Genomic DNA, 13,189 nt, shown 5'->3' on the forward strand with positions numbered 1-13,189 from the left:
GATGAACGCACGCGAGCGGCTGATCGTCGGGCTGGATGTTCCGACACTTGGCGAGGCGGAAAAGATCGTTTCGACGCTCGGCGACGACATTCTCTTCTACAAGATCGGCTATCAGCTCGTCTTTGCCGGCGGCCTGGAATTCGCGTGCGATCTTGCGCAGGACGGCAAGAAGATCTTCCTGGACATGAAGTTGCTCGATATCGACAACACGGTCGCTTCCGGCGTCGAGAATATCGTGAAAATGGGCATGTCGATGCTGACGCTGCATGCCTATCCCAAGGCGATGAAGGCTGCTGTGGAGGCTGCAAACGGCTCGGACCTGTGCCTGCTTGGCGTGACCGTTCTCACCTCCATGGACGAGCAGGATCTGATCGCTGCGGGTTACGAATACGACCCGCATACGCTGGTGCTGCGCCGCGCCGAACAGGCGCTGCTCGCCGGGATGGGCGGCGTCGTCTGCTCCGCCGAAGAATCCGCCGCCGTTCGGAAAATCGTCGGACCCGACATGGCGATCGTCACCCCCGGCATCCGCCCGGCAGGCAGCGAAAAGGGCGATCAGAAGCGGGTGATGACCCCGGCCGATGCGCTGAAGGCTGGCTCGAGCCACCTCGTCGTCGCACGGCCGATCGTCAAGGCGCCCGATCCGAAGGAGGCGGCGCGTGGCATTCTTGCCGAAATGGAAACCGCTCTCTGACGCCTGACGAAGGATATGGGTCGCGTTGCCCGCCCCGCAATTTTCGACCGTCAACAGGAGGAAGACCATGGCAAAGGGATACTGGATCGCGCGCGTCGATGTCCGCGATTCCGAGCGCTACAAGGATTATGTCGCGGCAGCCAAGCCGGCCTTTGAGAAATACGGTGCAAACTTCCTCGCCCGCGGCGGCGCAATCACCGAACTCGAAGGCAAGTCGCGCGCCCGAAACGTCGTCATCGAATTTCCTTCGATGAAACACGCGGTCGAGTGCTATAATTCACCGGAATACCAGATCGCCGCCAAGATCCGCCAGGAAGCCGCCGACGCGGAAATGGTTGTCGTGGAAGGCGTCTGAGCACTCTTCGCATCCGCAAAACTCGAGCGCGATGGGATCTTTCCGTCGCGCCGGGTTTCGGTTAATACGAGTGCCGACCAACGCATCCATCCGAGCCTTTCGAGGAACCTGCCATGACCCTTGCCAACCTGCCGCCGCTCGTGACTGTGTTCGGAGGTTCCGGCTTTATCGGCAGGCATATCGTGGGTGCGCTGGCAAAGCGCGGCTATCGAATTCGCGTCGCAGTGCGTCGCCCGGATCTTGCAGGTTTCCTGCAGCCACTTGGCAATGTCGGCCAGATTTCGTTCGTTCAGGCTAACCTTCGCTATCGCAACTCGGTCGATCGAGCCGTCGAGGGTGCGGACTTCGTCATCAACTGTGTCGGCGTGCTCTTCGAGACCGGCCGCAACACCTTCGATGCGGTCCAGGAGTTCGGTGCGCGTGCTGTCGCTGAAGCCGCCCGTGCCTCCGGCGCGAAGCTCATCCATATTTCGGCAATCGGCGCCGACGCGAATTCGGATTCCAGCTATGCCCGCACCAAGGGGCGCGCGGAGGCGGCAATTTTTTCGATCAAGAAGGACGCTGTGATCTTCCGCCCGTCGATCGTTTTCGGGCCGGAAGACGGCTTCTTCAACAAATTTGCGGAGATGGCCCGTCTTTCGCCGGTTCTGCCGCTCATCGGCGGTGGCAAGACGAAGCTGCAGCCGGTCTACGTGGAAGACGTGGCAGAAGCCGTAGCACGTGCCATCGAGGGTAAGGCTGCGGGCGGGGCGATCTATGAACTCGGTGGTCCGGAAGTGCTGACCTTCCGCGAATGTCTTCAGGTCATGCTGAAGATTACCGCCCGCAAGAACCGGCTGGTTTCCATTCCCTTCAGCATCGCCTCGCTAATCGGCAGCGTCGCGTCGCTCGTTCCCTTCATTAAGCCCCCGATCACGGCTGATCAGGTTCGCCTGTTGAAGCGCGACAATATCGTTTCAACGAAGGCCGAAGCGGATGGCCACACGCTGAAGGCCCTCGGAGTTACGCCGACAATGCTGACCTCCGTACTGCCGTCCTATCTGGTGCATTATCGCCCGCATGGCCAGTACACTGGTTCGGGAAAAGCAGCCTGAGGAACGACGGCAACAGTTGAACACCGCTTGTGTTTATCCACGGGCGGTGTTTTTCATTTTGCGTCTTTCAGACAAATCCGGCGCAAGTTTAGCGTGTTGTCCATGGCGTCACGCCAAAAGGGCGTTGCATAAAAGACGCATCAAAAAATTAGTGAAATTAACGCCACATTTAGCAGGAACATTTATTGCTATTTGCTACTCCACTGACTACACACCCCGCGCGTCCTGAGATGGACTCAGCGCCTTTTGCGGCGCGCTAAATCGACTTTGAAAGGCTTTATCGATGGGCAAGTCAATCGCGCTTCTATTTGCGTGTGCGGCACTGGTTATCCTCGCAGGCTCCTTCATTGCGCCCGGCTCGGTCGCAGCGGTGAAGGGCGGTTGCGCGCCGGCTTATGGCATCGATCCCTGCTCCACCGCCTCCCTCAACCACTGAGGGCAAAGGCCGGCTCTTTCCGGAGCCGCCCCGGATGTCAACTCCCTGAAAATCAGCCGAACAACGTCAAGCCGATCAGGCCTGCCGCGCCGATGAAGATTCGCCACCAGGCGAAGGGCGCATAGCCCCGGATCGAGACGAAATTGAGCAGCGCGCGAACAACGAAGAGCGCCGAGACGAAAGCCGCCACGAAGCCGACGACGATGAGCATTCCGTCATCAAAGCTCAGCACATTGCGGTTTTCGTAGAGGTCCAGCGCAAAGGCGCCGACCATCGTCGGCATGGCCAGAAAGAACGAGAATTCTGCTGCGGAACGCTTGTCGGCACCCATCAGCAATGCGCCCACAATCGTGGCGCCAGAGCGGGATGTCCCCGGGATCATTGCCAGGCACTGGAAGAAACCTATCTTCACGGCCATCGGCAGCGAAAACTCCGTCACATCATGATATTTGGGCTTGAACTGGATCTTGTCGACGGCAAGGAGGACGAGGCCGCCGAGAATGAGGACCACGCAGATCAGCATCGGTGTTTCGAAAAGCACGTTCTTGATGAAGTCATGCGCAATGGCGCCGATAACGGCTGCCGGCAGAAAGCCAAAAAGAACGGCAAGGACGAAATGCCGCGCCCGCGCACTGCTGGGCAAAGCAAGGGCAAGGCTCAGCAGTCGCTTGAAATAGACGAGAAGGATTGCAAGGATTGCGCCGAGCTGGATGAGAACGACAAATGTATTGCCCGGGGACCGAAAGCCCAGGAAGTGGCCTGCCAGCAGGACATGGGCTGTCGAAGAGACCGGTATGAATTCCGTGAGGCCCTCGATAAGGCCGAGAATGAGCGCACTGAAGATATCAGCCATGTTTTATCCCTTGTGAGACGGGGTGGGACCCGATTTGCTTGTATTGAAGGGGCCAAGCTCCTATAGCTGCAACGAATGAGTCATGACTAGGGCGCTATGAGTATGAATGCCCCCGAGCATGCCGCGACAAATCAACAATTCGGGTATCGATGCCGACGCTTTATCATCATCCTATGTCATCCGCTTCACGCTTCGTGCGGCTGATTCTGAGCGAGTATGGCTTTCAGGCGGATCTTATTGAAGAGCAAACCTGGGAAAAGCGGCGCGACTTTCTGGCGCTCAACCCCGCCGGTACCTTGCCGGTCTATGTGGACGACAGTATGCGCGCGCTTTGCGGCGCGGCCGTCATTTCGGAATATCTCGATGAAACGCACGGCGTGCTGAAGCGCGACAGGCGTCTTCTTGCGGAAGATCCTTTCCAGCGCGCGGAGATCCGCCGCCTCGGTGAGTGGTTCATGCAGAAGATGGAGACGGATGTAACCCGGCCTCTGGCACGGGAGCGCGTGTATAAGTTGCAGATGAGCGCAGATCAGGGCGGCGGTGCACCGGATTCAAAAATCCTGCGCACGGCGCGTGCTAATATCCGCCAGCATATGAAATACCTGACCTGGCTTGCCGGTTCGCGGCAGTGGCTGGCAGGAGACCGCATGAGCTATGCCGACCTTGCGGCGGCCGCTTCGCTCTCGATCCTCGACTATCTCGGCGAGATCGATTGGACTGAATCGCCGATCGCCAAGGATTGGTACCAGCGCATGAAATCACGGCCATCCTTCCGCCCGCTGTTGACGGAGCGGGTGCGTGGACTGACACCGGTCTCTCACTACGCAGACCTGGATTTCTGACGAGGGCTTTCGATGCCCGAACGGATGACAGACGATAAGGAACGCAAGCGCCGCGACAATTTGACCGCCTTTGTTCATGCCGAGGCGGCAGCACTCGGCTTTGATCTCTGTCGCATCACACGGCCCGATTCGATACCCGAAGCGAAGGAACGGCTTGGCGAATTCATCGATGCCGGACGTCACGGCACGATGGAATGGATGGCGGAAACGCGCGATCGCCGTGGCGATCCCCGCACGCTCTGGAGCGATGTGAAGTCCATCGTTGTCTTCGGCCTCAATTACGGCCCCGAGGAAGACCCGCGCCAGATTCTTGAAAAGCCGGACAAGGCGGCAATCTCCGTCTATGCACGCAATCGCGACTATCACGACGTCATCAAGGGACGGCTCAAGGAGATCGCGACCCGCTTTGCGGCACGGGCAGGCGTCGACGTCAAAGTCTTTGTCGACACGGCACCTGTGATGGAAAAGCCGCTCGCCGCCGCAGCAGGTCTCGGCTGGCAGGGTAAGCATACCAATCTGGTCAGCCGCAGCCACGGTTCATGGCTCTTCCTCGGCTCGATGTTCACGACAGCCGATCTCAATATAGATGGCGCCGAGATCGATCATTGCGGCTCCTGCCGCGCTTGTCTCGATGCCTGTCCGACCAATGCATTCCCAGCGCCGTATCAGATCGACGCGCGGCGCTGCATCTCCTACCTGACGATCGAGCACAAAGGCCCGATCGATCCCGAATTCCGGCCGCTGATCGGTAATCGTATCTATGGTTGCGACGACTGTCTTGCCGCTTGTCCATGGAACAAGTTTGCTGCCTCGGCATCCGAAATGAAGCTGCAGGCGCGCAAAGACCTGAAAGAGCCGTCGATCGCCTTTCTTCTGACGCTGGATGACGCGGCTTTCCGGACCTTCTTCAGTGGCTCTCCGGTCAAGCGCATCGGCAGGAACCGCTTTATCCGCAACGTGCTGATCGCCGCCGGAAATTCCGGCGATCGCGGCCTTATCGGTCAATGCCGGCGGTTGGCGGCCGATGCGTCTCCAGTTGTTCGCGCCATGGCAATCTGGGCGCTTTCGCGATTGATGGACCCTGGCGAATTTGCCGCCTTTGCGGCACAAAGGCCGGATGAGTCGGACGCTGACGTGCGTGCGGAATGGCAACTGGCGGGGGTGGTGTGATGCATGTGATGATTTTCGGCTGTGGCTATTCCGGCACGGCGATTGCCAAGGCTTTCTCCGCCGCAAGCGTCCGCATTTCCGGCACAACCCGATCGGCTGACAAGGCTGAGCTGCTCCGCAGCCAAGGGATCGAAGCCTTCATTTTCGACGGCGAGATCATCAGCGACGCCTTGCTTGAGGCCATGCGAAGCGTCACACACCTTGTCCAGTCGATCGCTCCGCGGGAAGCCGGGGACCCGCTGATCAATCTCGCAAGCGGCGAACTCCGCAAGATGATGCCGGCGCTGCAGTGGATCGGCTATCTTTCCACTGTTGGCGTTTACGGCGACCACAAGGGTGCGTGGGTCAGCGAAGAGACGGTCTGCGTCCCTGTTTCCGGGCGATCGAAGGAAAGGCTGGAGGCAGAGGATGCATGGCTTGCGATTGGCAGGGAGCTCGGTATTCCGGCTGCCGTACTGCGGCTGTCGGGCATCTACGGCCCGGGCCGCAACGCGTTCATCAATCTCGACCGAGGCACGGCCCGGCGCCTGATCAAGAAGGATCAGGTTTTCAATCGCATCCGCGTTGAGGATATCGGCGCGTCGGCGCGCTACCTCGCGGACCAGTCCCTTGGTGGCATATATAATGTGACGGATGACCTGCCTGGCCCGCCGCAGGATGTCATCGTCGAAGCAGCGCGGCTGATGGGTGTTGAGCCACCTCCGGAACAGCCCTTCGAAACCGCCGAGCTGACGCCGATGGCACGCTCCTTCTACGGCGAAAATAAGCGCGTTTCGAATGCCAAATTGAAAGCCGCGGGCTACACCTTTTCCTTCCCGAATTACCCGATGTCGCTTGCACAATTGTGGCAGAGCGGACGGTGGCGCGGTTAACCCGAATACGCGATCCCAGCACATTCGAAATGAGTAGAAAATTCCTACTTCGGACTTTTTTGCGATCTGATTTTCGCTCGTATTATGGTTAATGGCCTCTGAATTTGCGCAAATGAGGCATCAATTGTGGCGGGATCGGAAAATTATTTTTGTTACTTTTTTAACAAAGCGTCACGACGCGTTGCAGCAGAAAAATTTGTTCTAATTTTACCTGATTCTCTTATCTTTTTTCCACTTTTCCGGCAGTCGAACTTTTTCCACTCGAATTCCACCGGACTCACAAGTGTTACAACTTGTAACATTCCGTGATAATCGGCGGCACTTTTTTGCCACTTTTCGCCGGATGTAAGCCCCGCCGCCCGTAAAGGCGCAATTCAATAGTTGAGGGGTAATCCGTTTTGAAGAATATCAGCCGTTCTATAGTCATTGTCGCAGCTATTGCAGCTAGTTCTTTCATCCTTCCTGCCGAAGGATTTGCTGCAGCCGGATGTGGCGGCGCTTCGTGGTACGCACTGCATTCCAAAACAGCTTCCGGCGAACGTATGAATCCTGCCGTTTTGACTGCCGCTCACCGTTCGCTTCGGTTCGGTACCAAGCTTAGAGTCACCAACCGCAACAATGGCCGTAGCGTCATCGTTCGCGTCAATGACCGTGGCCCGTTCATCCGCGGCCGTGTTCTCGACCTTTCGCGCGCCGCCGCACAGAACATCGGTATGGTCCGCTCCGGTACTGCCAAGGTCTGCTACGAAGTCGTCGCCGCCAGCTAAGGCGTCCGCTACCAGCGCCGGACGGCGCTTGCTCTTGCCGTCAATCGCGGTTACCACGCGGTTGAGACTTGTGAAATTATCCGCAGCGTCAGTCACGCTTCCCGCGGATCGTTTACATGTTCGTGGCAACAGGAGTTTTGTGAATGCGTTTGGGCGGCCGCCTCGAGGGGGCGATTTCGGTTCTTGCTGATATCGATCAGCGCAAAAGACCTGTCGCCGACGCGCTGAAGGACTGGGGCCTCGCGCATCGCTTCGCAGGGTCCGGCGATCGCGCCGCAATCGGCAACATCGTTTATGATGCTTTGCGCATGCGGCTTTCGCATTCGTTTCTGATGGATGATGACAGCCCGCTGGCGATTGCCTATGCCGTCATGTTCCGTCAATGGCGGTTCACGCCGGAAGCGCTTGCCGCCGAACTTTCCGACGACAAGTTCGCGCCGCCTTCTCTGCCCGATGCAGCGCTCGCAGCCTTCCAGAGCCGGGCTCTTTCCTCCGCGCCTCCCCATGCCCAGGCTGATATTCCCGAGTGGGTGCAAAGCTCCTTCGAGATGGCATTCGGCGATAGCTGGCTTGCCGAAGCGCAGGCACTCGCCTCCCGCCCGACGCTCGACCTGCGAGCCAACATCCTGAAGGCCAGCCGCGAAAAGGCGGTCAAGGCGCTTGAAAGAGCCGGCGCGCATGAAGCGAAGATCGCGCGGTACGGCATCCGGATTCCTGCCGGTGAAGGCGCCTCGCGGCTTCCGAATGTCACGGCTGAGCTTTCCTTTCAAAAAGGCTGGTTCGAAGTTCAAGACGAGGGATCGCAGATCGTTGCCGATCTGGTGCTGCCGAAAGATGGCGAGCAGGTGCTCGACTATTGCGCCGGAGGTGGCGGCAAGACCCTGGCCATGGCGGCAGCGATGCACAACAAAGGCCAGATCCATGCTTATGACACCGACCGCAAACGCCTCGCGCCGATCATCGAGCGTCTGAAGCGCGCCGGTACGCGCAATGTTCAAGTGCACGACGATGCGAAGGCGCTTTCGAGTCTGCGCGCTCGCTGCGACAAGGTGCTGGTCGATGCACCCTGCACCGGCACCGGCACCTGGCGCCGCCGCCCGGATACCAAATGGCGGCTGACGGCGAAAAATCTCGATGAACGCACCAGCCAGCAGCAGGATGCGCTGAAACAGGCAAGCGCCTTCGTTCGCCCCGGCGGTGAATTGATTTACGTCACCTGTTCCGTGTTGCCGCAGGAGAATGAGGCGCAGGTCCGTCGCTTCACCACGGAAAATCCGGAATTCGCCATCGAAAGCGCCCTGCCTGCCTGGAACGATCTGTTCGGCAAGGATGCACCGCGCCCGCGTTCGTCAGACGGTGAAACGGTTACGCTGACACCGGCATCGACTGATACGGACGGCTTTTTCTTCTGCCGGATGCAGCGGAAGGCTTAAGGCGCCTCCGGCGCACGCAGCGGATATTGAAGGCGCGGTGGGATAAAGTGGTGCACGACGGCAATCGCCACCAGCAGGACGCCGCCCAGGAAAACGACGGTAAAGAGCGTCAGTCCACCGAGATGTGAGCCGAACGCCACAAGCGGCACCGCACCCGCCGGTGGATGCGTGATCCGCAACAGCAGCATGCCGGCAATCGCAAGACCGACCGCGACTGCCCCAGCCCACCAGATGCCCGGAAAGAAGAAGGCGGCCAGACCAGCAATGAGCGCCGCCAGCAGATAGCCGCCGATGACGTTTGCCGGTTGAGCAAGGGGGCTCTGCGGCTGGCCGAAAAGCAGGACAGCACTTGCGCCGAAGGGTGCAATCAGCAGCGGAATGCCCGTCTCGATCGTCAACGCTCCAACGGAAAGCATACCCACCATCGCGCCTATGCCGGATTTCAGATGGTGATGAGTCTCACCTTTTTGTTCGTGGCGATGGATGAAATGCCTGATGTGATGGCGCACGCGGGGAATCCAGATCAGAAATTGAGCAATTGCACACTAATAGATCAACCTTCTGCCTTTTTCCAAGCAAAGTCCTTTCTAATCACGCGCTTTCAGACAAATTCCATCCTTAAAATTATTCCAAACTAGAGTGTTTGACACTGGTTTTCTTTTGCGCGAAGAGATTTGGGTGATTTCAGACGGATACCCGTCACAGGAGAGGATCATGAAGCTCAACAAGAATTTCTGCGCAGCATTGGCGCTGGCGGTAGCCCCTCTATTTCCCGCCGCGGCCCTCGCAGACACCGACGCTGCCGCCGTCGTGAAGCATTATGCCGAAGTGGCCCATGCCAAGTACGAAGATTCGCTGATCACCGCGAAGGCGCTCGATAAGGCGATCGATGCCTTCCTGAAGGCGCCGAACGACGAGACGCTGAAGGCCGCCAAGGATGCGTGGTTTGCGGCCCGTGTTCCCTATCAGCAGACGGAAGTCTACCGCTTCGGCAATCCGATCGTCGATGACTGGGAAGGCAAGGTCAACGCCTGGCCGCTCGATGAGGGTCTGATCGATTACGTCGATGCGTCCTACGGCACGGAGAGCGACGAAAACGCGCTCTTTGTCGCAAACGTCATCGCCAACAAGACGATCAAGATCGACGGCAAGGATGTCGACGCTTCGAAGCTGACGCCGGAGTTCCTGTCCGGCACGTTGCAGGAAGCAGGCGGTGTCGAAGCCAATGTCGCGACCGGCTACCATGCTATTGAATTCCTGCTCTGGGGCCAGGACCTGAACGGTACGGGTCCTGGGTCGGGCGACCGCCCGGCAACGGACTACGACCTCAAGAATTGCACGCATGGCAATTGCGACCGGCGTGCCGAGTATCTGAAGTCGGCCTCCACGCTGCTCGTCTCCGACCTGCAGGAAATGACCGACAATTGGACGGCTGACGGTGCTGCGACGAAGAACGTCGAAGCTGATCCGAAGGCCGGCCTCGTCGCGATCCTGACCGGCATGGGCTCACTTTCCTACGGCGAACTCGCCGGCGAGCGCATGAAGCTTGGCCTTTTGCTGCACGATCCGGAAGAGGAGCATGATTGCTTCTCTGACAACACCTATAACTCGCACCTTAACGATGCGGTCGGCATCGCCGCCGCTTACACCGGGGATTACACCCGCGTCGACGGAACGAAACTGACCGGCGCATCACTGCACGATCTCGTTGTCGCCAAGGACAAGGCGCTTGATGCCGAGGTGGCGGGCAAGCTGAAGACGACGCTTGATGCGATGAACGCCATGGCAAAGCGCGGCGAGACGGTCGAGAAATACGACCAGATGATCGCCGAAGGCAACAAGGATGGCAACGCCGCCGTTCAAGCCGCCATCGACGGCCTCATCGACCAGACGAAGTCGATCCAACGCGTTATTGCCGCACTCGATCTGGGTACGGTTCAGCTTGAAGGTTCCGACAGCCTGGATAATCCTAACGCTGTCTTCCAATAAGCACAAAGGCGGGTCGCTTCCGAACCGAAGCGGCCCGAACCCCGAAAATGCCGCATAATCCGGCTCGCCGCCTATACTTCAGCGCAGCCTTCTGCGCCACGCTTGCCGGCCTTTCAGCGGCCATTGCCGCCAACTTCGATCTTCCGGCGAAACGGACAGACCTCTCCGATGCCGATTTGAAGCGCGCCGAGGCCGTGACGCGCCCGGCGAGTGATTTTTCCAAGGCCGAGCCATATGAAGCGATGCAGGCGGGTGCCGCCACATCGATTGATCCGGTTACACAGGATTCCTTCTCGCATATCTCAGCGAACATCTCCTTCGAGCAAGAGCAGAACTTCAATCTCGGCAACGCACTCTTCAAGAAGCTCTGGGTTTCCGCACCATCCTCGACACAGGCATCGGACGGACTCGGGCCGCTCTTCAATGCGCGCTCGTGCATGAGCTGCCACGTGAACGACGGGCGTGGAAAGCCACCTGAAGGCGGCGTCAGCGCCACCTCGATGTTCCTTCGCCTTGCACGAGCAGCGGTGACACCGGAGGAAAGAGAGGCGATCGCAAGTGCTAACGCCGTCAATTTCCCCGACCCCGCTTATGGCCATCAGCTGCAGGACCTTGCCGTGCCCGGTCTCGCCGCCGAAGGCAAGATGGTAATCCGCTATACGCCAAAGACCGTTACGCTTGCCGGTGGAGAAACAGTCTCACTGCGCGCGCCGACCTACGAAATCAAGGATCTAGCTTACGGCCCGCTCCACCCGGCAACGACGATATCGCCACGTGTTGCCCCGGCGATGATCGGGCTGGGCCTCATTGAAGCCATTCCGACAGCCGATATCCTTGCGCATGCCGATCCGGACGACAAGAATAGCGACGGCATTTCGGGCAAGGCTGCCATTGTTCGCGATTCTCGCATCGGCGCGGCCACCCTTGGCCGCTTCGGCTGGAAGGCGCAGAATGCGACAGTGCGCGACCAGAGCGCTGCTGCTTTCTTGAGCGACATCGGCATATCGACGCCCGACCGGCCGGATGCGCATGGCGATTGCACGCAGGCCGAGATGAAATGCCAAAAAATGCCGACCGGTATTCAAAAGCGCCTCGGCAATGAAGAGGCACCCGGGCCTATCCTCGATCTCGTGACCTTCTATTCCGCTAACCTCGCCGTGCCAGCGCGGCGAAAGGCAAGCTTCCCGGAGACGCTGCGGGGCAAGGAACTTTTCTATCGGTCCGGCTGCATATCTTGCCACGTGCCCAAATTCGTCACCCGTCGGGATGCGGCCGAAAAGGCTCAGTCTTTTCAGCTTATCTGGCCGTATTCGGATTTCCTGCTGCATGACATGGGTGAGGGCCTTGCTGATGGCCAGCAAGTTGGCCGCGCAAGCGGACGTGAATGGCGCACGCCGCCGCTATGGGGTATAGGACTGACCCGGACTGTCAGCGGGCACAGCTTTTTCCTTCACGACGGCCGCGCCAGAAATCTCACCGAAGCGATCCTCTGGCACGGCGGCGAAGCAGAAAAGCCCCGCGATGCATTCTCCTCTCTGCCGGAAGACGATAGAGAGGCCTTGATCAGATTCCTGGAGTCCCTGTAATGCGCCTTTGGCAACCTCTCCTGCTTTCGCTCGTGCTTGCGACATCGGTAACTGCGCAGACCGCGTCGACGCCGGCGGGGCTGAACGAGGAGGCTATCCCGGCCGTAATGGCGCGCGCCGTCGATGAGGTGATCCGGCCCGGCTACCGCAATATGCAGCAGTCTGCAGCACGCCTGACGACGGCGATGAAGGATCTCTGTGACAACGGGACCCAGCAGACTCTGGACAGGGCCAAATCTGCCTTCGACGATACGATCCGCTATTGGTCGATCATCGAAATCGTACAGACCGGCCCGGTGATGCACGACAACCTCTTCGAACACATCCTCTTCTTTCCTGACCGCAAGGGCGTGGGCCTCAGGCAGGTGCAGGCGCTGCTCGCCAAGGCCGACCCGAAAGATGCAACAGTCGATGCGATTGGCGGAAAGAGCGTTGCCCTGCAGGGTCTCACGGCACTGGAATACGTGCTTTACGGCAACGGCTCCGATCAGCTGGTTGGTCAAAAGAACGGGTTCCGCTGCCAATTCGGCGCGGCTGTCGCGGGCAATATCCAGCGGGAGGCCGGCGAAGTCGTTGCGGCTTGGGAGAAGCCGGATGGTGTGCAGGCAAGCTGGAAACGTCCCGGTCCCCGAAGCGAAGATTTCATGGATAACAAGGAAGCGGCGACCGCGCTTCTCGGCATTCTTGTCCACGGCGCCGAAACCGTCCGCGATCAGCGGCTGGAGCTGTTCTACAAAGGCCGGGACACCGCGCCGCGGCCGCGCATGGCTATCTACTGGCGCTCGAAAAACACCTGGAAATCGATGACGGCAAACATCGAGGGACTGCGCACGCTCTGGCAGAAGGCTGGAATGGCGGAGCTCCTGCCTGCCGACAAGAAGCCCATCGCCGATGCGATCGAGGCGAACTTCAAAACGCTGCTCGACACAGTCCCGAAACTCAATCCGGATATCGACGTGGCCACCAGCGATGCGGAAAAAGCCAAGCTTGACGCATTTCTGGCAACAAGCCGCGCGCTGATCACTCGCATAAGCGACGAATATGGCGGCGCAATCGGCCTTTCCGCCGGCTTCTCCTTCTCCGACGGGGACTGAGCCG

The 13,189-nt window shown here is 59.2% G+C and carries 14 protein-coding genes; 12 read left to right on the top strand and 2 right to left on the bottom strand.

The genetic code is table 11. The features are described 5' to 3' along the window. Position 1: 1 nt before the first annotated feature. The 4 genes from pyrF (at position 2) to N2599_RS19720 (ending at position 2,579) form a co-directional block, all read left to right on the top strand. Complete coding sequence (pyrF, locus tag N2599_RS19705) at positions 2 to 694, top strand: orotidine-5'-phosphate decarboxylase (protein WP_027510596.1); 693 nt, start codon at positions 2 to 4, stop codon at positions 692 to 694. Between the two features lie 67 nt (positions 695 to 761). Beyond that, positions 762 to 1,049, top strand: a complete 288-nt coding sequence (locus N2599_RS19710) for a DUF1330 domain-containing protein (RefSeq protein WP_027510597.1) — start codon at positions 762 to 764, stop codon at positions 1,047 to 1,049. Positions 1,050 to 1,162: 113 nt separating this feature from the next. Further along, positions 1,163 to 2,143, top strand: a complete 981-nt coding sequence (locus N2599_RS19715) for a complex I NDUFA9 subunit family protein (RefSeq protein WP_027510598.1) — start codon at positions 1,163 to 1,165, stop codon at positions 2,141 to 2,143. A 283-nt stretch (positions 2,144 to 2,426) separates the two neighbouring features. Beyond that, positions 2,427 to 2,579: a hypothetical protein gene (locus tag N2599_RS19720; RefSeq protein WP_027510599.1), complete on the top strand. Its 153-nt coding sequence runs from the start codon at positions 2,427 to 2,429 to the stop codon at positions 2,577 to 2,579. Positions 2,580 to 2,631: 52 nt separating this feature from the next. On the opposite strand, the gene N2599_RS19725 is transcribed toward N2599_RS19720, so the two are convergent. Further along, entirely contained in the window at positions 2,632 to 3,432 is an 801-nt protein-coding gene (locus N2599_RS19725) for an undecaprenyl-diphosphate phosphatase (protein ID WP_027510600.1), read from the bottom strand. Between the two features lie 149 nt (positions 3,433 to 3,581). On the opposite strand from N2599_RS19725, the gene N2599_RS19730 reads away from it, so the two are divergent. The 5 genes from N2599_RS19730 to N2599_RS19750 all read left to right on the top strand — a co-directional run bounded on the left by N2599_RS19730 (position 3,582) and on the right by N2599_RS19750 (position 8,516). Continuing rightward, the gene (locus N2599_RS19730; RefSeq protein WP_027510601.1) at positions 3,582 to 4,274 is read left to right on the top strand and encodes a glutathione S-transferase family protein; all 693 of its coding nucleotides are present in this window, start codon (positions 3,582 to 3,584) and stop codon (positions 4,272 to 4,274) included. A gap of 12 nt (positions 4,275 to 4,286) precedes the next feature. Next, positions 4,287 to 5,444 carry a tRNA epoxyqueuosine(34) reductase QueG gene (gene queG / locus N2599_RS19735; protein ID WP_027510602.1) on the top strand — a complete coding sequence of 386 codons (1,158 nt, stop codon included), beginning with the start codon at positions 4,287 to 4,289 and terminating at the stop codon, positions 5,442 to 5,444. Next, positions 5,444 to 6,316: an SDR family oxidoreductase gene (locus tag N2599_RS19740; protein ID WP_027510603.1), complete on the top strand. Its 873-nt coding sequence runs from the start codon at positions 5,444 to 5,446 to the stop codon at positions 6,314 to 6,316. Before queG ends, N2599_RS19740 begins: the two co-directional genes overlap by 1 nt. 398 nt (positions 6,317 to 6,714) lie before the next feature. Beyond that, complete coding sequence (locus tag N2599_RS19745; RefSeq protein WP_027510604.1) at positions 6,715 to 7,083, top strand: septal ring lytic transglycosylase RlpA family protein; 369 nt, start codon at positions 6,715 to 6,717, stop codon at positions 7,081 to 7,083. Positions 7,084 to 7,226: 143 nt separating this feature from the next. Next, complete coding sequence (locus N2599_RS19750; protein ID WP_027510605.1) at positions 7,227 to 8,516, top strand: RsmB/NOP family class I SAM-dependent RNA methyltransferase; 1,290 nt, start codon at positions 7,227 to 7,229, stop codon at positions 8,514 to 8,516. Here N2599_RS19750 and N2599_RS19755 read toward each other — a convergent pair. Then, the gene (locus tag N2599_RS19755) at positions 8,513 to 9,025 is read right to left on the bottom strand and encodes an HPP family protein (RefSeq protein WP_027510606.1); all 513 of its coding nucleotides are present in this window, start codon (positions 9,023 to 9,025) and stop codon (positions 8,513 to 8,515) included. The genes N2599_RS19750 and N2599_RS19755 overlap by 4 nt on opposite strands. 205 nt (positions 9,026 to 9,230) lie before the next feature. Here N2599_RS19755 and N2599_RS19760 point away from each other — a divergent pair, with 205 nt between their 5' ends. The 3 genes from N2599_RS19760 to N2599_RS19770 are packed head-to-tail and all read left to right on the top strand — an operon-like array spanning position 9,231 to position 13,185. After that, complete coding sequence (locus N2599_RS19760) at positions 9,231 to 10,505, top strand: imelysin family protein (protein ID WP_027510607.1); 1,275 nt, start codon at positions 9,231 to 9,233, stop codon at positions 10,503 to 10,505. A 47-nt stretch (positions 10,506 to 10,552) separates the two neighbouring features. Further along, positions 10,553 to 12,091 carry a di-heme oxidoreductase family protein gene (locus tag N2599_RS19765; protein ID WP_027510608.1) on the top strand — a complete coding sequence of 513 codons (1,539 nt, stop codon included), beginning with the start codon at positions 10,553 to 10,555 and terminating at the stop codon, positions 12,089 to 12,091. Continuing rightward, positions 12,091 to 13,185, top strand: coding sequence for an imelysin family protein (locus N2599_RS19770; RefSeq protein WP_027510609.1), 1,095 nt, complete (start codon positions 12,091 to 12,093; stop codon positions 13,183 to 13,185). The genes N2599_RS19765 and N2599_RS19770 overlap by 1 nt, the downstream gene beginning before the upstream one ends. Positions 13,186 to 13,189: the final 4 nt, after the last annotated feature.

The organism is Rhizobium sullae, assembly GCF_025200715.1.
GTDB lineage: Bacteria > Pseudomonadota > Alphaproteobacteria > Rhizobiales > Rhizobiaceae > Rhizobium > Rhizobium sullae.

What these genes read in the sequence shown, in the direction of transcription:
- N2599_RS19710 (WP_027510597.1), top strand. Translation starts at nt 762, where the DNA reads ATGGCAAAGGGATACTGGATCGCGCGCGTCGATGTCCGCGATTCCGAG.
- N2599_RS19765 (WP_027510608.1), top strand. Translation starts at nt 10,553, where the DNA reads ATGCCGCATAATCCGGCTCGCCGCCTATACTTCAGCGCAGCCTTCTGC.
- N2599_RS19750 (WP_027510605.1), top strand. Translation starts at nt 7,227, where the DNA reads ATGCGTTTGGGCGGCCGCCTCGAGGGGGCGATTTCGGTTCTTGCTGAT.
- queG (WP_027510602.1), top strand. Translation starts at nt 4,287, where the DNA reads ATGCCCGAACGGATGACAGACGATAAGGAACGCAAGCGCCGCGACAAT.
- N2599_RS19720 (WP_027510599.1), top strand. Translation starts at nt 2,427, where the DNA reads ATGGGCAAGTCAATCGCGCTTCTATTTGCGTGTGCGGCACTGGTTATC.
- pyrF (WP_027510596.1), top strand. Translation starts at nt 2, where the DNA reads ATGAACGCACGCGAGCGGCTGATCGTCGGGCTGGATGTTCCGACACTT.
- N2599_RS19725 (WP_027510600.1), bottom strand. Translation starts at nt 3,432, where the DNA reads ATGGCTGATATCTTCAGTGCGCTCATTCTCGGCCTTATCGAGGGCCTC.
- N2599_RS19770 (WP_027510609.1), top strand. Translation starts at nt 12,091, where the DNA reads ATGCGCCTTTGGCAACCTCTCCTGCTTTCGCTCGTGCTTGCGACATCG.
- N2599_RS19730 (WP_027510601.1), top strand. Translation starts at nt 3,582, where the DNA reads ATGCCGACGCTTTATCATCATCCTATGTCATCCGCTTCACGCTTCGTG.
- N2599_RS19760 (WP_027510607.1), top strand. Translation starts at nt 9,231, where the DNA reads ATGAAGCTCAACAAGAATTTCTGCGCAGCATTGGCGCTGGCGGTAGCC.
- N2599_RS19740 (WP_027510603.1), top strand. Translation starts at nt 5,444, where the DNA reads ATGCATGTGATGATTTTCGGCTGTGGCTATTCCGGCACGGCGATTGCC.
- N2599_RS19715 (WP_027510598.1), top strand. Translation starts at nt 1,163, where the DNA reads ATGACCCTTGCCAACCTGCCGCCGCTCGTGACTGTGTTCGGAGGTTCC.